Source organism: bacterium (assembly GCA_035307765.1).
In the GTDB taxonomy this organism is placed as follows: Bacteria; Sysuimicrobiota; Sysuimicrobiia; order Sysuimicrobiales; family Segetimicrobiaceae; genus Segetimicrobium.
In genome coordinates this window covers 1-19,883 of sequence record DATGHU010000015.1, presented here as the reverse complement: position 1 = coordinate 19,883, position 19,883 = coordinate 1, and the positions used below count along the sequence as shown (strand labels likewise).

General features: G+C 68.9%; 17 protein-coding genes. 8 read left to right on the top strand and 9 right to left on the bottom strand.

The annotated features are described in order from the left end of the window. Nucleotides 1-7 precede the first annotated feature (7 nt). Nucleotides 8-1,021, bottom strand: coding sequence for a heat-inducible transcriptional repressor HrcA (hrcA, locus tag VKV57_05145; protein ID HLW59294.1), 1,014 nt, complete (start codon nucleotides 1,019-1,021; stop codon nucleotides 8-10). A 115-nt stretch (nucleotides 1,022-1,136) separates the two neighbouring features. After that, complete coding sequence (gene murJ, locus VKV57_05140; protein ID HLW59293.1) at nucleotides 1,137-2,765, bottom strand: murein biosynthesis integral membrane protein MurJ; 1,629 nt, start codon at nucleotides 2,763-2,765, stop codon at nucleotides 1,137-1,139. 269 nt (nucleotides 2,766-3,034) lie between these two features. Here murJ and rpsT point away from each other — a divergent pair, with 269 nt between their 5' ends. Beyond that, nucleotides 3,035-3,301 (top strand): 30S ribosomal protein S20, encoded by a 267-nt coding sequence (rpsT, locus tag VKV57_05135; GenBank protein ID HLW59292.1) that lies wholly within the window; start codon nucleotides 3,035-3,037, stop codon nucleotides 3,299-3,301. A 36-nt stretch (nucleotides 3,302-3,337) separates the two neighbouring features. Here the strand turns inward: rpsT and holA are convergent, their stop codons facing one another. Next, nucleotides 3,338-4,354, bottom strand: coding sequence for a DNA polymerase III subunit delta (holA, locus tag VKV57_05130; GenBank protein ID HLW59291.1), 1,017 nt, complete (start codon nucleotides 4,352-4,354; stop codon nucleotides 3,338-3,340). Between the two features lie 81 nt (nucleotides 4,355-4,435). Here holA and VKV57_05125 point away from each other — a divergent pair, with 81 nt between their 5' ends. After that, the gene (locus tag VKV57_05125; protein ID HLW59290.1) at nucleotides 4,436-5,080 is read left to right on the top strand and encodes a YceI family protein; all 645 of its coding nucleotides are present in this window, start codon (nucleotides 4,436-4,438) and stop codon (nucleotides 5,078-5,080) included. On the opposite strand, the gene thrS is transcribed toward VKV57_05125, so the two are convergent. Next, on the bottom strand, nucleotides 5,077-6,996 hold the full coding sequence (gene thrS / locus VKV57_05120) for a threonine--tRNA ligase (GenBank protein HLW59289.1): 1,920 nt from the start codon (nucleotides 6,994-6,996) through the stop codon (nucleotides 5,077-5,079). The two genes, VKV57_05125 and thrS, sit on opposite strands and share 4 nt — an antisense overlap. A 468-nt stretch (nucleotides 6,997-7,464) precedes the next feature. On the opposite strand from thrS, the gene VKV57_05115 reads away from it, so the two are divergent. The 3 genes from VKV57_05115 to VKV57_05105 all read left to right on the top strand — a co-directional run bounded on the left by VKV57_05115 (nucleotide 7,465) and on the right by VKV57_05105 (nucleotide 11,029). Continuing rightward, on the top strand, nucleotides 7,465-9,072 hold the full coding sequence (locus VKV57_05115) for an ABC transporter substrate-binding protein (GenBank protein HLW59288.1): 1,608 nt from the start codon (nucleotides 7,465-7,467) through the stop codon (nucleotides 9,070-9,072). Between the two features lie 72 nt (nucleotides 9,073-9,144). Then, nucleotides 9,145-10,149 carry an ABC transporter permease gene (locus tag VKV57_05110; GenBank protein HLW59287.1) on the top strand — a complete coding sequence of 335 codons (1,005 nt, stop codon included), beginning with the start codon at nucleotides 9,145-9,147 and terminating at the stop codon, nucleotides 10,147-10,149. Nucleotides 10,150-10,198: 49 nt separating this feature from the next. Next, on the top strand, nucleotides 10,199-11,029 hold the full coding sequence (locus tag VKV57_05105) for an ABC transporter permease (GenBank protein ID HLW59286.1): 831 nt from the start codon (nucleotides 10,199-10,201) through the stop codon (nucleotides 11,027-11,029). 51 nt (nucleotides 11,030-11,080) lie between these two features. Here VKV57_05105 and hemG read toward each other — a convergent pair whose 3' ends face one another. Genes hemG through VKV57_05085 form a run of 4 tightly spaced genes read right to left on the bottom strand, consistent with a single transcriptional unit; the run spans nucleotide 11,081 to nucleotide 15,072 of the window. Continuing rightward, the gene (gene hemG, locus VKV57_05100; GenBank protein HLW59285.1) at nucleotides 11,081-12,595 is read right to left on the bottom strand and encodes a protoporphyrinogen oxidase; all 1,515 of its coding nucleotides are present in this window, start codon (nucleotides 12,593-12,595) and stop codon (nucleotides 11,081-11,083) included. After that, the gene (gene hemH, locus VKV57_05095; protein ID HLW59284.1) at nucleotides 12,576-13,505 is read right to left on the bottom strand and encodes a ferrochelatase; all 930 of its coding nucleotides are present in this window, start codon (nucleotides 13,503-13,505) and stop codon (nucleotides 12,576-12,578) included. The genes hemG and hemH overlap by 20 nt, the downstream gene beginning before the upstream one ends. Before the next feature lies 1 nt (nucleotide 13,506). Further along, nucleotides 13,507-14,604 (bottom strand): uroporphyrinogen decarboxylase, encoded by a 1,098-nt coding sequence (hemE, locus tag VKV57_05090; GenBank protein HLW59283.1) that lies wholly within the window; start codon nucleotides 14,602-14,604, stop codon nucleotides 13,507-13,509. 24 nt (nucleotides 14,605-14,628) lie between these two features. Then, entirely contained in the window at nucleotides 14,629-15,072 is a 444-nt protein-coding gene (locus VKV57_05085; protein ID HLW59282.1) for a hypothetical protein, read from the bottom strand. A 140-nt stretch (nucleotides 15,073-15,212) separates the two neighbouring features. On the opposite strand from VKV57_05085, the gene VKV57_05080 reads away from it, so the two are divergent. Further along, nucleotides 15,213-17,498: a cbb3-type cytochrome c oxidase subunit I gene (locus VKV57_05080; protein HLW59281.1), complete on the top strand. Its 2,286-nt coding sequence runs from the start codon at nucleotides 15,213-15,215 to the stop codon at nucleotides 17,496-17,498. Between the two features lie 4 nt (nucleotides 17,499-17,502). Beyond that, nucleotides 17,503-18,039 carry a transposase gene (locus tag VKV57_05075; GenBank protein ID HLW59280.1) on the top strand — a complete coding sequence of 179 codons (537 nt, stop codon included), beginning with the start codon at nucleotides 17,503-17,505 and terminating at the stop codon, nucleotides 18,037-18,039. A gap of 8 nt (nucleotides 18,040-18,047) precedes the next feature. On the opposite strand, the gene VKV57_05070 is transcribed toward VKV57_05075, so the two are convergent. Then, nucleotides 18,048-19,121, bottom strand: a complete 1,074-nt coding sequence (locus tag VKV57_05070; protein ID HLW59279.1) for an NADH:flavin oxidoreductase/NADH oxidase — start codon at nucleotides 19,119-19,121, stop codon at nucleotides 18,048-18,050. A gap of 250 nt (nucleotides 19,122-19,371) precedes the next feature. Between VKV57_05070 and VKV57_05065 the strand changes: the two genes are divergently transcribed. Further along, a complete protein-coding gene (locus VKV57_05065) occupies nucleotides 19,372-19,782 on the top strand; it encodes a hypothetical protein (protein ID HLW59278.1) in 411 nt (136 codons plus the stop codon). Nucleotides 19,783-19,883: the final 101 nt, after the last annotated feature.

Genomic DNA, 19,883 nt, shown 5'->3' with positions numbered 1-19,883 from the left:
CGCCCGCTTACGTCTGCTGGAGGGCTTCGCCGAGGCTATCGGCCAGGAACGTCAGCAAGCTGACGATCTTCCCGTATCGCATCCGCGTCGGGCCGATGACGCCGACCACGCCCGCCGGGCGGTCATCGACGAAGTAGGTCGCGGTAATCACGCTGCATTCCTTCATTTCTTCCCGCCTGTTCTCGGTCCCGATCGCGATCCGCACCCGTTCCCCCGTATCTCCCGGGCGGAGCAGCTCCACCACGATGTCTCTCTGCTCGAGCGCGGAGAGCACCGGCTGAGCGCGTCGGACATCCTGGAACTCCGGCTGCTTCAGGATGTTCGCCTTCCCATCGGAGTAGACGGGACCCGGCGTCCGCGCCAGAGAGTCGCGCAGGAGCCGGGCCACCTCATCGACGACCCGCTGGTAGCGCGCCGCGTCCCCGATCACGTCGGTGAGCTTCCGATCGGTGAGGTCGTTCAGCGACATGCCGGCGACCCGGCGGGAGATCTCGTGGGAGAGGCGGTCAAGATCGTCGGGCGAGATCGGCGCGGCGAACTCCATCGTCTTCCCCTCGAACACCCCCTCATCGGTGACCACCACGGCCATGGCGCGATGGGGCGAGAGGGGGATCAGGCTCAGATGCCGGATCCGCTGCGCCCCGGTGGTCACCGACGCCGCCACCGCGGCGAATTCGGTCACCGAGGCCAGGGTATGCGCGGCCTGCTCGACGGTGCGCTGGGGCTCGACGCTTGAGAGGGTACGGCGGATCTCCATGCGCTCCCAGGCGGGGATCTGCTCCTCCTTGATCATCGAATCCACGTACACCCGGTACGCCTGTTCGGTAGGAATCCTGCCGGCCGACGTGTGCGGCTGCCGGAGATACCCCATTTCCTCGAGCGCGGCCATCTCGTTTCGCACCGTGGCGGAGCTCACCCCCAGCCGGTGGCGGGTGGACACCGCCTCGCTGCCGATCGGCTCTGCGGTCAGGACGTAATCGTCAATGACCAGTTTAAGGATGTCGCGCTTTCGGCCGTCCATCTCCGGCACCGCGGCACTCCCCCGTTTAGCACTCGAGGACATAGAGTGCTAGCGTCTTGGTTCAGCCTAGCATCCACCGAAGAAAACTGTCAAGGCATCCCCGCGGATCCGTTCCTCATCCCGCGGTCGGAGCGTCCCCCCGATTTCGCCGAAACACCGTGCCGAACAGCGCCAGTTCCCGTACGCCGAGCAGCGCGCACACCCCCAGGTAGGCGGCTCCCCCCACGGCGAGGGCGGCGAGGAGCTGGAGCGCCGCGCCCGAGAACCGACCGACATCGACCACCCGCCCCACCGCCTGTAATGTACCCAGGGCGACGCCCGCCAGGACCGCGGCGGCCACCCCCGTCCGGACGGCCGTGCCGAGGACCGCCGCTCCGTCCACCCCGCCCAGGCGCCGCCTGAGGACAACCAGGAGACTCCCGACATTCGCAAACGCCACGAGCGACGTGGCCAGCGCAATCCCGGTATGGCCGAACCACCGCATCAGCACGGCATCCCCGACCGCGTTGAGCAGGATCATGTAGACGCCGATCCGGACCGGGGTCCGGGTATCGTGCAGGGCGTAGAAGGTTCGGGTCACCACGTAATAGGCGGCGTAGGGGACGCTCCCCACCGCAAACCCCACGAGCCCGAGGGCCACCGCGTGCGTGGCGCTCGGGTCGAACGCTCCGCGCTGGAAGACGACGCGGACGATGGGGCCGCTCAGCGCCAGCATCACCGCCGTCATCGGCATCATCGTGAACAGGATGCCGCGCAGGCCCAGCGAGGTCGTCTCGCGCAGCAGGGCGGCGCCTCCCCCTGCCCGACGGGCCATGGTCGGGAACAGGGCCGTGGCCAGCGAGATCGCGAAGATGCCGACGGGCGCCTGGTTGATCGTGAAGGCGTAGTCCAGCACGGCCACATAGTCCACGCCCGGCTTGGGCGGAAGGAACGACGCGAAGAACCGGGCAACGTTCGAGTTGATCTCAATCACCGCCAGCCCGAGCATCGCCGGGATGGCCAGCCGGCCCATCTCGCGGAGCACAGGATGCCCCAAGTTGAGCGTCGTCCCCCAGCGGAGCCCCAGCCTCCGCGCGGTGGGCAGCTGGACGGCGAATTGCGCCGCCCACCCCGCCAGGAAGCTGATCGCCACACCCAGGATCCCCCGGCGGGTGCCGAGGGCCAGGACAGAGGCGATGATGACGAGGTTGAACACCAACGGGGCCATCGCCGGCGCGGTGAACCGATGGTGCGCGTTGAGGAACCCGGTGACAAATCCGGACAACGCCAGGAAGACCATCGACACAAACATCACGCGCGTCAGGCTCACCGCCGTCGTCAGCACCGAGGGGTTCGTGCGGAGGTACCCGGGCGCGGCGAGCGGCACCAGGATCGGTGCCGCCAGGACGCCCAGGACGACCATGCCGAGGCCGATGATCAGGACCAGGTTGAGCGTGCTGGTGACGACCTGGCGCGTCTCCTCCGCATCGCCCTTGACCAACAACTCGCTGATCGACGGGATAAAGACGACGCTGAGGATCCCCCCCACCAGCAGTCGCTGAACGAAGAACGGGATGGAGTAGGCGATGACGAACGCGGACTTGGCGGATGTGGCACCGAAGAAGGCGGCGATGAGGACGTCGCGGATCAGGCCCAGCCCGCGGCTGCCGATGGTGCTGACCGCGATCACGCCGGCCGCCCGGGCCAGGCCTCCGGCAGCGGACGCGCGCTGATTCGTGGCCGGCTCGGATGGTCCGGTCGACATCTGGTCGTCATTATAGCACAGCCTCGATCGGTCCCCGGAGGCCCACCGAGCGGCGGACTCATCGGTGGTGACGGATTCAGCGGCCGGTCACATTTCGCGGGTGACAGAATCACTGAACAGTTACGGGGTGATAGATTCATTGAACAACCACAGGACGAGGGCCGTCGGTTGTCCGAACGACCGACGCTGTGCTACAATTGGCCTCGCCTGCCCCGGCCGGGAGATCCGCGCGCGACTCGGACCGGGGGTGTGACGGCGGAGGTGCCTGGTTGGCGAAGCGCACGAAGTCCGGCCTGAAGCGAAAGCGTCAAGCGATCAAGCGGACGGCCCGGAATCAGGCGGTGCATTCCAGGATCAAAACGTTGGTGAAGCACGCCCGGCAGGCATCCACCGCCACCGCCCCGGAGGTCCTCGCCGCGATCCGGCAGCTGGACGCCGCGGCCCGGAAGCGGATCATCCACCCGAACACCGCAGCCCGAAGCAAATCGCGGCTGATTCGACGCCTCGCCCACCAGCCCACCACCGCGCCCGCCTAATTACCCCGCCCGGGCGACGGGTTCGGCGTGCGCGCCCTAAGCGCAGAGTCCGACGATCAGGGTCTCGAGAGCGAGCCGCGGGGGCTTCTGCCCGGTCTTGATCTCGGTGTCCGTCTGCACGAGGAGCTGCAGGACGGTGGAGACATCCAGACGGCTAAAGGCCGCCACCTGTGGCTGAAGGCGGCGCTGCCTCCACAGCCAATACCGCCCCCCCAGCACCCGGCGCGCTTCAGCCTCATCCGCCCCGCGCTCCAGGAGGGCCTTGCCGCGGAGCAGCATCCGGATCTGATCCCCGAGCATGAAGAGGACTTTCACCGGCGCCTCCTCGGCCAGCACGACCTGCAGCAGCCTGAGGGCCCGTCCGGCCTGCCGGTGCCCCACGGCATCCATCAGCTCGAACACCGTGACTTCCGCCACGTGGCTGGCCACGGCACGGACATCCTCGGTGGTGATCGTCGTGCGTTCGCCCACGTACGTCGTGAGCTTATCGATCTCCGACGCCAGTTCCCGCAGCGCCCCCCCCACCAGGATCGCCAGCGTTTGGGTCGCCTCGGGGGCCATCGTCTTGCCGGCCTGTTCGACCCTCGCGCGGATCCAAGCGGGAAGTGCCTCGGGATGCAGTCGATCGCAAGGGATGACCCGTCCCACGCGCTGAAGGACCCCGAAGAGGCGACGACGCTTGTCGAGCTTCTCCGCGACGACGACCAGGACCGACGGCGGCGACCCGCGATCAAGGTAGTCGGCCAGGGCGTCCTGGTCGGGAACACGGAATGCTTCGCCGCGGCGCACCACCACCACCCGGCGGCTGCCGAAGAACGGGAGCGTCTCGCAGCGGGTGATGACGTCTTGAATCGGGGTCTCCCCGGCGTCGACGATGTCGAGGTTGAGATCGCGCTCGCCGGCCGGCAGGACGTCGTCCAGAATCCGCCCCAGCGCCGCCTCGGCCGCCCAGTCCTCCTCGCCGATCAGAAGATACACCGTCGGCGTCGCCGCCCCCGGTCGCGCGCGCGGGGCGGGTGGAGCCGGCCGGCGTGGAGGGGCGGGGCGCGTCACGTGCCGTCTCCCGCGGAGCGTGACCGGGCGGATACAGGATCCGGGTAAAGCGTAGGGTGGGATCGAGGGGAGGAGCGGACGATGCGTGTCGGATCGATGCTCATCGGCGGCCTGCTGATCACGATGCTGTTCGCGCCATCCGTCGCGGAAGGATTGGGGCTGATTCCCACCGGCACGTTCGAGATCGTGCCGGGGGACTCCTCGATCGTCTTCGCCGTCCCGGACAACCGCGGGGGGTTCTCGGGCCGGACGACGCAGGTCACCGGCCGCGTCGCGGTGGCGGCGGGTGCCGCCGGAGAGACCTACGCCGCCCGGGTGGCGGCCACGATCGACACCGGGACCATCACCACGGGGAACGCGCTCCGCGACGCGAGCATGCGGGCGACGTTCTTGCAGACCCGACAGTACCCCGTCATCACATTTGCCGGCACGGTGACGGCGACCCCCGGGCTCGGCGTCCACCCGTTCCCGGCGGCGGTCCGCGGGACGTTGACGATCCGCAACGTGACCCGCGACGTGGAGTTCGCGGCGACGGTGACGGCGCTCGCCCACGAATATCTCGCCGATGCCACGACAACGATCCGGATGGCGGACTATCAGATCCCGTACCCGCGGGCCTTCATCTTCGTCGCCCGGGATCCGGTCACCCTCACCCTGCACATCCGGTCGCGCCAGCCCGACGGCGGCGGCTTCCCCGCGCGCCGAGGGGCCGCGCGCCGCCCCTAGCGCTTCGCGGCGACCTCTCCGGCGAGTCGGTCCCCGAACGCCTGCAGGGGCTGGACCCCTTCGTCACCCGTGCCGCGACTGCGCACGGCGACCGTCCCCTGCTCTTCCTCCCGATTGCCGACCACGAGCATGTACGGTACCTTCATCAGCTGCGCCTCGCGGATCTTGTGGCCGGTCCGCTCGCTGCTGTGGTCGACTTCGGCGCGAATGCCCCTCGCCCGGAGGGCCTCCTGAACCCGCCGCGCGTAGGCGAGGTGGCGGTCCGCGATCGGCAGCACGCGGACCTGCTCCGGCGCGAGCCAGAGCGGAAACGCCCCCGCGTACGTCTCGATCAAGAACGCCATCATCCGCTCCAAGGTACTGATCACCCCCCGGTGTATCATCACCGGTTGGTGGGGCTGGCCGTCCTCGCCGATGAATTCGAGCCCGAAGCGCCCGGGCAGGTAGAAATCGATCTGCACGGTCGAGATCGTCTCGTCCTTGCCCATCACGTTCGGGACCTGCACGTCCAACTTCGGTCCGTAGAACGATGCCTCGCCCCTGGCCTCGGCGAACTTGAGTCCGAGGTTGCGCATCGCCTCGCGCAGCCGCTCTTCGGCGAGGTCCCACATCGCGTCGTTCTGGACGAACTTCACGCGGTCGGCGGGGTCGCGCATGGACAGCCGGTACCAGTAGTCCCGCAGTCCCAGATCGGTGTAGACCCGCTGGATCAGGCGCACGACCGCCACGAATTCGTCCAGCAGCTGGTCGGGGCGGCAGAAGATATGGGCGTCGTTGAGCGTCATCCCACGCACACGGGCCAACCCCGACAGCACCCCGGAGCGCTCGTAGCGGTACATGTTGCCGAGTTCGGCGATCCGAACCGGCAGGTCGCGATAGCTGCGCTGCTGATGCTTGTAGATCATGATGTGGTGCGGGCAGTTCATGGGGCGCAGGACCAACTCCTCGTTATCCACCTTCATCGGCGGGTACATGTTCTCGCGGTAGTGGTCCCAGTGCCCGCTGATCTTGTACAGCTCGATGCTGGCGAGGTCCGGGGTGCGGACGTGCTGGTAGCCGAGGCTCTCCTCAAGGTCGATGATGTACCGCTCCAGCACCCGCCGCACGGTCGCGCCGCGCGGCAGCCACAGCGGCAGACCCTGCCCCACCTCCTCGACCGAGGCGAACAGCTGCAGCTCGCGGCCCAGCTTGCGGTGATCCCGCTGCTTGGCTTCTTCCAGGCGGGCCAGGTAGGCGTCGAGCTCCTGCGAGGTGGGAAACGAGATCCCGTAGATCCGCTGAAGCATCTCCCGATGCTCGTCCCCCCGCCAGTAGGCTCCGGAAGTGCTGAGGAGCTTGACCGCCCCGATCCGTCCGGTCGACGGGAGGTGCGGGCCGCGGCACATGTCCTGGAACCCGTCCTGGCGGTAGAAGCTCACCGGATCGTCGTGGATCCCCTCGAGCAGCTCCGCCTTGTACTTCTCCCCGGCGCTCTGGAACGCGCGGAGGGCCTCGTCCCGCTTGACCGAGACGCGCTCGATCGCCTCGTCCCGCTCCGCCAGCGCGCGCATCCGCGCCTCGATCTTCCCCAGGTCCTCCGGTGTGAACGGCCGCCCGATGTCGAAATCGTAGTAGAAGCCGTCGTCGATCGGCGGCCCGATCGCGAGCTTGGCTTCGGGGAACAGTTCCCTCACGGCCTGGGCCATCAGGTGGGCCGTGCTGTGCCAGTAAACTTCCTTGCCCCCCGGGTCGGCAAAGGTGAGCCACTCCACGACGGCGTCCGCCCCGAGGGGGGTGGCCAGGTCGCGGGCGGCCCCGTCCACGCGGGCGGCCAACACGTCCCGGCGCCCCAGGTCCCGGGCGACCGCCGCAAGCGTCGTCCCGGCAGGATAGCGGCGGGCTGACCCGTCCGAAAACTTCACCATCACCTCTGCCATCGCTTCCCCTCCCGCCGCGCTCGGCCCGCCACGCGTCCCCAGGCGGCGGGCGCGTGGGGGCGGGCGCCAGAAATAACATCGCCCCCGTCCGTATGGGACGGAGGCGACCGCGGTTCCACCCATCTTCCTCCCTCAGTGGGAGGCCCTCGCCGCGCGGTCTCGGGCGCACCCGGCGGGCTTCGAGACCGCCCGCGGCTCTGGGGTGGTCTTCTGCCGGGCACCCGGGCGGGGTTCTCAGCCTGGACCCCGCCTCTCTATTCGGCTGCCGACCGGCGTACTTATCCCCTTCACAGCCGATTCCATTATAGCACAGGGAGCCCGGCCGCCCCCTCGATTTACGGCCCCACCCCTCCCCCCGCCTCAGATTGCCCGCGCCTCCCGCGTGCGTACAATATAAAGGACTACAGAACAGCCCACCCGAAATAGACGGATGCTTCATCGCCCGATGCCAAATTGCAGGGGGAAATTATGGTCAAGCACGCATGGTTCTCGAGGGGCGGGACGGTAGCCCTGGCGACGATCGGATTTCTGCTCGCGGGGCTCCTCTTCTCTCCGGCGGCCCGCCAGGGATGGGCCGCGCAATCCAACGATACCTTCATCTGGGGGAAGTCCGGGGACGCGGATACCCTGGACAACCAGGTGAGCTCCAACGGGGAGACCTCCGAGGTCACCACGCAGATCTACAACCTGCTGGTCCGGGCAAAGGCCGGACGGACCGACGTTGAGCCCGACCTCGCGGAAAGTTGGTCGGTGTCGTCGGACGGCCTGGTCTGGACGTTCAAGCTGCGCAAGGGCGTCACGTTCCAGGACGGCACCCCCTGGAACGCCGAGGCGGCGAAGTTCAACTTCGACCGGATGGCGGATCCGAAGAACCCCTTTCACACCACCGCCAAGGGACTCGACTTCGAGTACTGGAACGACTTCATGGCCGACTCCTTCAAAGAGGCCAAGGTCGCCGATCCCTACACGCTCCAGCTCGTGCTGAAGCAGCCGAACGCCCCGCTGCTGTACAACCTCTCCATCATCGCGTTCGATATGGCCAGCCCGGCGTCATTCAAGCAGTACGGCGGGGAGGGCGTGGGCCAGCACCCGGTGGGGACGGGCCCCTACAAATTCGTGGAGTGGGTGCGGGACGACCACATCACGCTGGAGGCGAACCCCACCTTCTTCCGGAAGGGGCTGCCCAAGACCAAGCGGGTGATCATGCGGGTGATGAAGGATAACGCCGCCCGCTTCCTCGCCCTCAAGGCCAACGAGATCCAGGCGATGGAGCTGCCGAACACGGAAGACGTCAAGGCGGCGCAGCAGGACCCGAACCTCAAGACGGGCTTCCGGCCGGCGTTCGACACCGGCTGGGTCCGGTTCAACATGAACAACGACATCTTTAAGGACAAGCGGATCCGCGAGGCCGTGGCGCTCTCCATCAACCGCCAGGCGATCGTCCAGGGCCTGTACGCGGGGTACGGCGAGGTGGCCCAGCAGCACATGCCGCCTCTGATGTGGGGCCGAATCCCCAACTGGAAGGGGTACAGCTACGACCCGACCAAGGCTAAACAGCTCCTGGCCGAGGCGCAGTATCCGAACGGGTTCTCGCTCGACTTCTGGTACATCCCGGTGAGCCGTCCCTACTTCCCGAACGGCAAGGAGATCGGCACGGCGATCGCGAGCGACCTCGGCAAGATCGGCATCCGGGTGCACCTGATGACCGAGGACTGGGCCGCGTACCTGAAGGACCGCAACACCAACAAGTTCCCGATCTTCATGATCGGGTGGATCGGCGACAACGGCGATCCAGACGACTGGCTCGGGTACTTCTTCCCCAAGCACGACCCGAACAACGCCTACCTCTCGTACAACAACCCGGCGGTCTTCGACCTGATCAACAAGGCGAAGGTCACCGTCAGCCAGGCGGAGCGGGCGAAGATGTACGCGCAGGCCGAACAGCTGATCGTGGACGACTACCGGGACGTCCCGATCGCGCACGCGAAGGTCCCGATCCTGATGCGCAAGAACGTCGACGGGTTGGTCGGGCAGCCGGACGCGAACGAGTACATGGAGACCGTGTCCCTCAAGTAGCGCGTCGAACGGAGAACCGGCGGGGGGCTTGGGGCCGATGCCCGAGGCCCCCCGCCGAATCGCAGAAAACGCGTGAGCCGCTACATCCTGCGCAGGACGATCGCCCTCCTCCCCATCCTCCTCGGGGTCTCCGCGGCGGCATTCCTGCTCATTCACCTCATCCCGGGCGATCCGGCGACGGTCTACCTGGGCGAGCACGCCAGCCCCGACTCGATCAAGCGCGTCCAGCATGAGTTCGGCCTGGACCGGCCGCTCCCGGTGCAGTACGGCATCTACCTGTGGCACGCCGTCCGGGGGGACATGGGGGAGTCGCTGGAGACCCACCGCCAGGTGATCGTGGAATTCTTGCCGCGATTTCCCGCGACGATCGAGCTCGCGCTGGGGGCCAGCGCCGTCGCCCTAATCGTGGGGATCCCGATCGGCATCGTGTCGGCGGCCAAGCCCAACTCCGTCTTCGATCGGCTGGGGATGGCGGTGGCCCTGGCCGGCGTGTCGCTGCCGGTCTTCTGGCTGGGGTTGATGCTCGTCTACATCTTCAGCGTCTACTTCCACGTCCTGCCCACCTCGGGGCAGTTGGGGGTCGATTTCACGCTCCGATCGATCACCCACATCGACATCCTGGACGGACTGCTCACGGGGAACTTCCCCGCCGCGGTGGACTCGTTCCGCCACCTCATCCTGCCGAGCGTCACCCTGTCCAGCTACTCCACGGCGATCATCGCGCGGATGACCCGGGCGTCGATGCAGGACGCGCTGCATCAGGACTTCATCCGCACGGCACGCGCCAAGGGCCTCGCCGGCCGCGCGGTGATCATCGGACACGGGCTGCGCAATGCCCTCCTGCCCGTCATCACCGTGATCGGCCTCTCGGTGGGGTCCCTCTTGACCGGGGCGATCCTGACGGAGACGATCTTCTCCTGGCCGGGGGTGGGGCGCTTTATGTACGACTCGATCCTCTTCCGCGACTACCCGGTGATCCTGGCGGGGATCCTGCTCTTCTCGCTGGTGTTCGTGTTCGTCAACCTCCTCGTCGACGTCCTGTATGCTTTCCTCGACCCCCGAATCCGCTACGCATAGCCTGACCGCCGCCGTCGAGCGCCGACGCCCCGGGCGGTCGGCGTTCCGGATGGGCGCCAGGCGGTTCTGGCGGAACGGCAACGCGCGGACCGGGTTCGTGCTGATCGTCCTGTTCACCGCGATCGCGATCTTCGCGCCGAAGATCGCCTCGCAGGGGATCGACGACGAGAACCTCCTGGATCGCCTGAAGCCGCCCAGCGCGCAGCATTGGCTCGGAACCGACGAACTCGGGCGCGACGTGTTGAGCCGGGTGTTCTACGGGGCGCGGATCTCGATGAGCGTCGGACTGGTGGCCGTGGCGGGGGCGCTCGTAACCGGTTCGCTGCTCGGGATCACCGCGGGGTACGTGGGGGGTGGCGCCGACGGCCTGATCATGCGGGTCATGGATGTCATGCTCGCCTTCCCGTCCGTGATCCTGGCGATCGGGATCGTCGCGATGCGCGGCCCCGGGCTCAACAACACGATCCTCGCCGTGAGCGTCGTCAACATCCCAGTGTACGCCCGGGTGGCGCGGGCGTCGACGCTCTCGATCAAGGAGCACGAATACGTCACCGCGGCGAGGGCGGCCGGTGCCCGGAGCTGGCGGATCCTGCTCCGGGCGATCCTCCCGAACGCGGCGTCCCCGCTGATCGTCCAGGCGACCCTGGGGGTGGCCGGGGCGATCCTGGACGCGGCGGCCCTCGGCTTCCTCGGGCTGGGGGCCCAACCCCCCACCCCGGAATGGGGGGCGATGCTCTCGGACAGCTACAAGTACCTCATCACGGCGTTCTGGGCGTCCCTGGCTCCCGGGGTGGCGATCGCCCTGATGATCCTGAGCTTCAACCTGGCCGGGGACGGGCTACACGACGCACTCGACCCCAGGCTCACCGGCACGCTCTAGCCCTCAGACTCCGCCGGAGAGGCCCGCGGCGAAGCCGCGTCAGGTGCACCCTCAGCGGATCGGCGACACCCTGAACGCCGGGGCCGGAGCCTTGTCGGGACGGCCGGCAGCCGCGGCCATCACCTGTTCCGCCGCCACCTCCCCCGAGTGGATGCAGTCGGGGATCCCGATCCCCTCGTAGGCATTGCCTGCCAGAGCCAAACCGGGGTAGCGGGCCGCATGCGCCCGCATCGCGGCGACGCGCTCGGCGTGGCCGACCAAATAGTGCGGCATCGCCGCCGCGTGGCGGTGCACCCGCGCGAGACGCGGGGGGGCGTGGACCCCCAGCAGCGCGGCAAACTCCTGGGCGGCCGACGCCACCAGCGACTCGTCATCGCGATCGAGCAGCCCCCGGTGGGCGGCCCCGCCCATGAACGCGCGCAGCAGCACGTGGTCGTCCGGGGCGCGCCCCGGGTACTTCACGCTCGAGAACGTGCACGCCAGAACGGGACGCCCCTCGGTCTGCGGGACCACGAACCCAAACCCGTCCAAGGGGTGCCGGAGGTCGGTCCGCCGGTACGCCAGGGTCACGGTCGCGGACGACGCGTACGGCACCGCCTCAAGGAGCCGGCCGAGCTCCGGATCGACCGACGAAACGAGGCGCGCCGTGCGGGGCGCGGGGGTGGCGAGGATCACGGCGTCAGACATAATCGCGGTTCCATCGACGAGGTCGACGCGCCACGGGTGGGGACCGGCGGATTGCCCGACCGCGGTGACCCGGCGTCTGAGCCGCAGCGACGCCGGGGGGAGCCGTCGCGCAAGGCACGTCACAAGCGCCTCCATCCCCTCCGCCGGCGTGACGAACAGGTTCCAGCGCGGACCGCTTCCGGCCGCCCCCCGGCGCCGGGCCCTCGACCGCGCAAGCGCCCACGTGATGCTGCGGTAGCGGCGCTCCATCTCCATGAACCGGGGCATCGTCGCCGCCAGGCTGACGGTCGAGGGGTCCGCCCCGTAGATCCCGCTGACCAGCGGCTGCACCACGCGGTCGAGCACCTCCCGTCCGAACCGGCGCGTCACGAACCCGCCCACGCTCTCATCGCCATCCACCCGGCCGCGCGGGAGCAGGAGTTCCATCGTCATCCGCGCCTTCCCCCGCCAGCTCAGGAGGGGGGACCGCCACGCCGGGATCAGCCGGCTCGGGCCCAGGACGAGAAACCCGTCGGGGAGCGGAACGAGACGCCCGCGGTCGACCACGAAGGTCCGCCGGTGCGTGTCGCGGGTCGGGATCAGGTGGTCCGCGATCCCGAGGCGCTCGCACAAGGCGCTCGCCCAAGGCTTCTCGGCCAGAAACGAGTCCGGGCCGCCCTCGACGAGGAAATCCTCGATCCGCTCGGTGGCGATGATTCCCCCGAGCCGATCCCGCGCCTCGAGCAGGATGAGATCCAGCGGGACCTGCTGGGCCGCGGCCAGTTCGACCAGGCGGTGGGCGGCCGCGAGCCCGGCGATCCCGCCGCCCACGACCACGATCCGGACCGCCCTCGACCGCATCGGGCGCGGGCGGACGTCCTCAGGCTGCGGCGCGGGCACGGACGAGATCCCCCAACATCCGGACGAACGCCGGATGGTCCATCACGGTGCCCGCCCGGTGAAACGCCACCCCGGCCCGGCGCGCCTCGGCGCGGGCTTCGGTATCCAGATCGTACAGCACCTCGATGTGATCGGAAACGAACCCGATCGGCACCACGACCACCACCTCGGGCCCGGCTCCCCCCAGCCCGCGGATCACCTCGGCCACATCGGGCCCCAGCCAGGGGGTCCGGGGATCGCCGCTCCGGCTCTGGTAGGCCACCGACCAGCGGGGGTGATTGAGCCTGCCCGCCACCAGCCGGGCGGAGGTGACGAGCTGCGTGACGTACGGGGACGCCGCGGCCATCGCCTCGGGGATGCTGTGCGCCGTGAAGATCAGCCGGGCCGCGGGACGCTGCGCGGCCGGGATCGCCCGAAGCGCGTCGGCGACCCGGTCGGCCTGAGCTTCGATGAACCCCGGATGGTCGAACCACGGCCCCAGGTAGTCGATCTCGGGAGCCTCGGGGCCGAGTTGGGCGCGCGCCTCCGCGACGTTCTCGTGGTACTGCTCCCAACTGGAGTAGCTGCGGTGAGCGGCCATGACGATGCCGACCGCCCGGCGGATCCCGTCCCCCCGCATCCGCGCCAGGCTCTCGTGGAGGTAGGGCGTCCAATTCCGCATCCCGACGTAGACCGGAAGCGGCGGGCCGTGGGCGTCCAGATCCGCCCGCAGGGCCTCGGCCTGCCGGACGGTGTGCTCGGCGAGCGGCGAGTGGCCGTCAAACATCTCGTAGTGGTGCACGACCTCCTCGACCCGCTCCGGGGGGACCCGGCGGCCGCGCAGGACGTTGGCGAGGAACGGCCGGACGTCGGCCATCCGATCCGGCCCGCCGAACGCGATCAGCAAGACCGCCCCGTAGGGTGTCGCCATCTCAGCGCCGGCTCTCCTCGTGCACGAATTCCACCATCGCCGCCGCGTGCTGCCAGGGCGTGTTCGGGAGGACACCGTGCCCCAGATTGAAGATGTGCCCCGGCCGCCCGGCGGCGCTGCCGAGCACCGCCCGCACGCCGCGCCGGATGTCGTCCGGGTCGGACAAGAGCAGCGCGGGATCCAGGTTCCCCTGGACTCCCACCCCCCCACCGAGGCGGCGCCACGCCGCGCCCAAGTCGACGCGCCAGTCCACCCCGATCACATCCCCCCCCGCCTCCCCCATCAGCTCGAGCAGGCCGGCCGTCCCGGTGCCGAAGTGGATCACCGGAACCCCCGGGGTCACGCCGCCGATCAGCCGGCGAACGTGCGGGAGGACGAAGCGGCGGTAGTCGTCGGGCGACAGGCATCCGATCCAGCTGTCGAAGAGTTGCACGGCGTCGGCCCCCGCCGCGATCTGCCCGTTGAGGTACCCGATGGTGAGCGAGGTGAGCGCGTCCATCAGCGCCTCCCACGTGGCCGAGTGATGATGCATCAGCGTCTTCGTGGCGAGGAAGTCGCGCGAGGAACGCCCCTCGACGAGATAGGACGCCACGGTAAACGGACCTCCGGCGAACCCGATCAGCGGGACACGACCGGCCAGCGCCCGCTGGGCCAGCCGGACCGCCTCGAACACGAAGGCAAGGCTCTCCGCGGGATCCGCCCCCCGCAGCCGACCGACATCCGCGGGGGTGCGAACCGGGTGCCGAATCACCGGGCCTTCCCCGCCGACGAACTCCAGCCCCAGGCCGAGCGGCTCGACGACGAGCAGGATATCCGCGAAGATGATCGCCGCATCGACCTTCAATCGGTCGACCGCCGTAACCGTCACCTCGGCCGCGGCCTCGGGCGTCTTGCAGAGCTCGAGCAGGCCGAGTCGCTCCCTGATCGCCCGGTACTCCGGCAGGTAGCGGCCCGCCTGCCGCATCAGCCAGACGGGAGTGTAGGCGGTGGGCTCTCGCCGGCACGCGCGAAGAAACGCCCAACCCTCGCGAGATCCGGGCCGTCCGGAAGTGCCGCCCGGATCACGGGGCACGACGGGGTCCAGCGCTTGGTGGGGCATCGTTCTCCTCGCAAACCACGGCCTCTATTTAAACACACCTTGGAGGGTTTTTCGATGGGGCGGCGCGGGGGCAGCGGTGGGGTGGGTTGCGGCGAGGGCGACCACCGCGGCGGCCGCGAGCAGGAGCTCTGCGCCGAGGCTCGGCCCGAGCGGGTACCGGTCGTGGCGGAAGCGGTGGCCCGGAAATATCCGGTCGTGGGGCGGCTTCTCGCGCAGGTTCTCCAGATCGGGAAGCACCCCCCCCACCGCCCCTGCCAGCGCCGCGGAATCGCCCGCGGTGAGGGCCGCCGCCGCGACGCCGAGCACGCCGCAGGCGTGAAGGAGGAGCACGGCGGGATGACGGGAGTCCTTGTGCGGCAGGCAGTCCAGGACCGAATGGGAGGCGATCCCGGCGAGGAGCGCCTCCCCGGGGTGCCGGACAAACCTCCCGATCGCGGCACCGACGAGCGCATGGATCGTGGGCGACACGGCTTCACCTCTCGGAGTCTTCCCTGTCCCCTATCATACCTCGATCCCATCCCGGCCGCGATCACGCCCCCCACAAGCGCGCGGGATGATGGCACGCCCCCGGAGAATTAGCCTATGTCGCCGCCTCGTGGAGGGTTCAAATGCTCGCTGCGAAACGTCCCCTGCTCATCTCCAGCGGATGGATCCAGGCCGTCCTTCTCGTGATGCTGTTCGGCTTTCTTGTGCTGAGCCTGCTCGCGTACCGGACATACACCGGCGAACCCCCCATCCCGGCTCGGGTCGTCGATCCCGCCGGGCACGTCCTCTTCACCGACGCCGACGTCATCTTGGGGCAGGAGGCCTTTCTTCGCAACGGCCTGATGGAGTACGGGTCGATCTTCGGCCACGGGGCGTACCTGGGACCGGACTACACCGCCGACTACCTGCACCGCGCCGCGCTGATCGTCCTCGATCAGTACGGAGGGGTGGCCTCGGACCAGGCCCGGACGCTGACCGCGACCGACTTCAAGACCAACCGGTACGACGCCGCCACCCGGACGCTCGCGTTCACCACGCCCCAGGCCCGTGCGTTCGACGAGCTGCGGGGGTACTATCAGGAGTTCTTTGCCGCCCCCACCACCCGCACCGGGCTGCGCCCGCGGGCGATCACCGATCCGCAGACGATCACGCGCCTCACCGCGTTCTTCGCGTGGTCGGCGTGGGCGGCATCGGCCCTGCGGCCGGCGCACCAGTACTCGTACACCAACAACTGGCCCCCGGAGCCCCTCGTCAACAACTACCCGACCGCCGACACGCTGGTGTGGAGCGTGCTCTCGCTGATCGTCCTGCTGGGGGGAATCGGCATCCTCCTCGCGGCCTTCGGCCGGTGGAATTTCCTGGGCTGGCACGGGCGGGAACAGCACCCCCTGTCCTTCCGCGCCCCCGACGCGGTGGCGCTGACCCCCTCCCAACGCGCCTGCGCGTGGTTCTTCCTGACGATGGCGCTGCTGTTTCTGCTCCAGACCGTGCTGGGCGGGGCGACCCAGCACTATCGGGCCGACCTCTCCACGTTTTTCGGGATCGATCTCGCCCGGGTGTTGCCGTTCAACCTGGCCAGGACGTGGCACCTGCAGCTCTCCATCTTTTGGGTCGCCATCTCTTACCTGGCGGCCGGCATTTTCCTCGTCCCGATGATCGCCGGCGACGAGCCGCGCGGACAGCAGCGCCTCGCCTACGCCCTCCTCGCCGCGCTAGCGATCGTCGTGGCGGGCAGCCTTGCCGGTGAGTACGCGGGGATCTACGGGTGGATCCACCGGAACTGGGAGTGGTTCGGCAATCAGGGCTTCGAGTATCTGGATCTGGGGCGCTTCTGGCAGATCCTGCTGATCCTGGGTTTGGGGTTTTGGGTGGTGATCCTCTACCGGGGGCTGCGGGGGCGCCTGCGATCGGACCACCTGGGGAACATGCCGTGGCTGTTCTTCTTCTCCGCGCTGTCGCTCCCCGCGTTCTACGCGGTGGGCCTGCTGGCGCAGCCCTCCGCGCACTTTACCTCCACCGATTTCTGGCGGTTCTGGGTCGTCCACCTCTGGGTCGAGGACTTCCTCGAGCTCTTCACCACGATCATGGTCGCCTACCTCTTCGTCCTCCTCGGCGTGGTCCACGAACGGGTGGCCCTGACGATGTGCTACCTCGATATCCTGCTGTACTCCGCGGGCGGGATCATCGGCACGATGCACCACGTCTACTTCTCCGGCGAACCCGCGGTGCACATGGCCCTGGGCGCGTTCTTCTCCGCCGCCGAGGTGATCCCGCTGACCTTCCTCACCCTCGACGCCTGGAGCTTCCTCCAGTTGGGGGTCCGTCAGGGATCCCAGTCCCCCACCCCGTTCCCGCACTTCTGGGCGGTGATGTTCCTCGCGGCCGTCGGGTTCTGGAATTTCCTCGGCGCGGGCGTCTTCGGGTTCCTGATCAACCTCCCCATCGTCTCCTACTATGAAATCGGCACGGCGCTCACCGCCAATCACGCCCACGCCGCCATGATGGGGGTGTACGGGATGCTCGCCGTGGCCCTGGCCCTGTTCTGCCTGCGGTACATGGTTCCCGAGTCCCGCTGGTCGGACCGCGCGGCGCAGATCAGTTTCTGGTCGCTCAACCTCGGCCTGGCGTGGATGGTCTTCGCGACGCTCTTCCCGCTCGGCATCCTGCAACTGTACTACTCGGTGAGCCACGGCTATTTCGACGCCCGATCGCTCAAGTTCCTCACCAACACAACGAACGCGCTGATCGAGTGGCTGCGGTTCCCGGGGGATATGGTCTTCATTGCCGGGGGCACGCTGCCCATCGTTTACCTCAGCTGGCTGGGGGTACGCCACATGCCCCCCGCCGCCGTGATGGAGGAACCGCAGCCGGTGCTGTTCGTGGAACGCGCGGAATCCCCGCAGACCTGAGACGATGCTCGCGGGCGTGCACCTGGAGGCGTTACTCGTGGCCGGATACGCGGTGCTGCTCGTGGGCATCGCCGGCGGCCTGGAAACGGTCGCGCGGTTCGCGTTTCGGCGCGCCGATCGCTACCACGCGGCCGGGTTCACCCACCGGCGGAGTCTGGATGCCTGGGAGTGCCCGCAGGGGGAGCATCTCTACCGCCAGGGCATCGATCATGCCCGCCGCGTCGTCCGGTACCGCGCGCCGGCGCACGCGTGCAACCGGTGCCCGGTGAAGCCGCTCTGCACCGACTCCGCGAACGGGCGGGTCCTGGAACACCACCTGGAGTCGTGGCTCGAGTCGGAGATCGGCCGGTTCCACAGAGGGCTCTCGCTCGCTCTGCTCGTGCTCGCGGGCCTGATCCTGGTCCTGGAGGTCTCCCGCCACGATCAGCCGGGGGATCTGCTGGTCGTGACCGGCCTGCTCATCCCCATCGCCGCACTCGGCGGGCGCGCGGTCATCGGACTGCGGGGACGCCCCGGGCGGACCCCCTTCTCCCCCCCGTAGCGCTCGGGTCACCGGGCGCGGAGGTACTGTGCCGGCCAGGCCGCCGCGTCCGGGCTCCCCAGCGTCGCCGCCGCGTGCAGGGCGGCGTAGGGGTGGCGGAGGAACTCGCGGGCCATGGCGACGAGATCGGCCTGCCCCTTGGCCACGATTCGCTCGGCCTGCTCGGCGGTGGTGATCAGCCCCACGGCCATCGTCAGCACGGACGCCTCCCGGCGGATCCGTTCGGCGAAGGGCACCTGATATCCGGGGCCAAGGGGCACCTGCTGCGCGGGGGAGGTGCCGCCGCTCGAGCAATCGACCACGTCAACCCCATGCCGGGCGAGTTCCGCGGACAGGCGGATGCTGTCGTCGGCGTCCCACCCCCCGGGGACCCAATCCGTTGCGGAGAGGCGAACGCAAAGGGGGTTCCCCTCCGGCCAGGAAGCCCTGACGGCGTCCACCACCTCCATCAGGAGGCGGCCGCGATGCTCGAACGACCCTCCGTACCCGTCGGTGCGGCGGTTCGCCAGCGGCGAGAGAAACTCGTGGAGCAGATACCCGTGCGCCGCGTGGATCTCCAGGACGTCAAACCCCGCACGTCGAGCCCGGTCCGCCGCCTCCGCGAATGCCCGGACGACCGCGGCGATGTCCTGCCCCGTCATCTCCCGCGGGGTGCGGTAGGTCTCGCTGAAGGGGATCGGGCTGGGCCCGACCGGCACCCATCCCCCCTCCGCATCGCTGAGTCCCCGCGACCCTTCCCACGGTCTCGACGTGCTGGCCTTGCGGCCGGCGTGGGCGAGCTGGATGCCGGCCGCCGCGCCTTGAGCCTTGACGAACGCGGCGATGGGCGCCAGCACCTCGGCGTGCGCGTCGGACCAGATCCCAAGGTCCTGAGGGGAGATGCGCCCTTCCGGCGTCACCGCCGTCGCCTCGGCGAACACGAGCCCCGCTCCCCCCACCGCACGCGTCCCGAGGTGGACGAGGTGCCAGGAGGTGGCCAGTCCGTCGCGCGCCTCGCACGAGTACTGGCACATCGGCGACACCACGAGGCGATTCCGCAGCGTCACCCCGCGGAGGCGGAGCGGGCGGAATAGATGCGGGATCGCGGCCGCCCCCGGCGGGCTCACATTGTCCGATGCGCCGGTCTCGGATGCTGTTCGCGGTCCTCGTGCGGGATTCATGGACGGCCCGTCCCCCTCCCCGATGATCTCATCCCCAGCGGAGAACGGCCGCGGCCGCCCCCGGAATCCCGCGCATGCCGCGGATCGGGGCAGGTCATCCTTCCGGGGAATCCGGGGCACCCATAAGAATGGCAGACTGAACAAGGACGGACCGCGTGGCACTCGCCCGGCAATGACGACAATCGATCACGGTAGCGACCAGGGGGCCGCGCCACGCCCTTCCGGCGGCGGCGCAGCCGTCCGCCCCTGGCCCCCCCGGGGCCTCTTCCCGGGCAGCGCCGACGAGTGGACCAGCCTGGTCCGCCTGGCGGTGCTGCTCGCGGTGATCCCTGCGCTCTGGGTGGGGGTCATCCCCCTCACCTCCCCCGTGCTGACACCGATCCTGGCGATCTTGGGAGGGTACGTCATCCTGCTCGCGGCGGGCCCCCGCTGGGTGACCGGCCTGGGCCAGGCGGATCTGACCGTGGGGTTGGATCTCGTGGTCACGACCTTGCTCGTCACCGTGTCCGGGGGCATCGACAGCCCCTTCCGGTATCTCTACTATCTAGTTCGCCATGAAATACGTTGCTGCAAACCCAAGTAAAATAAGGATTTCTTGGGTGAGATACGTGCGAAATGCTAGGGATTCCCACCCCAGACGGCGAATCGAACTGATGCAACCGCCAAGTCACACCTGTCCGACGC

Coding starts and splice junctions, on each gene's coding strand:
- hrcA (HLW59294.1), bottom strand. CDS start 1,021: ATGGACGGCCGAAAGCGCGACATCCTTAAACTGGTCATTGACGATTAC.
- murJ (HLW59293.1), bottom strand. CDS start 2,765: ATGTCGACCGGACCATCCGAGCCGGCCACGAATCAGCGCGCGTCCGCT.
- VKV57_05125 (HLW59290.1), top strand. CDS start 4,436: ATGCGTGTCGGATCGATGCTCATCGGCGGCCTGCTGATCACGATGCTG.
- thrS (HLW59289.1), bottom strand. CDS start 6,996: ATGGCAGAGGTGATGGTGAAGTTTTCGGACGGGTCAGCCCGCCGCTAT.
- VKV57_05115 (HLW59288.1), top strand. CDS start 7,465: ATGGTCAAGCACGCATGGTTCTCGAGGGGCGGGACGGTAGCCCTGGCG.
- VKV57_05105 (HLW59286.1), top strand. CDS start 10,199: ATGGGCGCCAGGCGGTTCTGGCGGAACGGCAACGCGCGGACCGGGTTC.
- hemH (HLW59284.1), bottom strand. CDS start 13,505: ATGGCGACACCCTACGGGGCGGTCTTGCTGATCGCGTTCGGCGGGCCG.
- hemE (HLW59283.1), bottom strand. CDS start 14,604: ATGCCCCACCAAGCGCTGGACCCCGTCGTGCCCCGTGATCCGGGCGGC.
- VKV57_05080 (HLW59281.1), top strand. CDS start 15,213: ATGCTCGCTGCGAAACGTCCCCTGCTCATCTCCAGCGGATGGATCCAG.
- VKV57_05075 (HLW59280.1), top strand. CDS start 17,503: ATGCTCGCGGGCGTGCACCTGGAGGCGTTACTCGTGGCCGGATACGCG.
- VKV57_05065 (HLW59278.1), top strand. CDS start 19,372: ATGACGACAATCGATCACGGTAGCGACCAGGGGGCCGCGCCACGCCCT.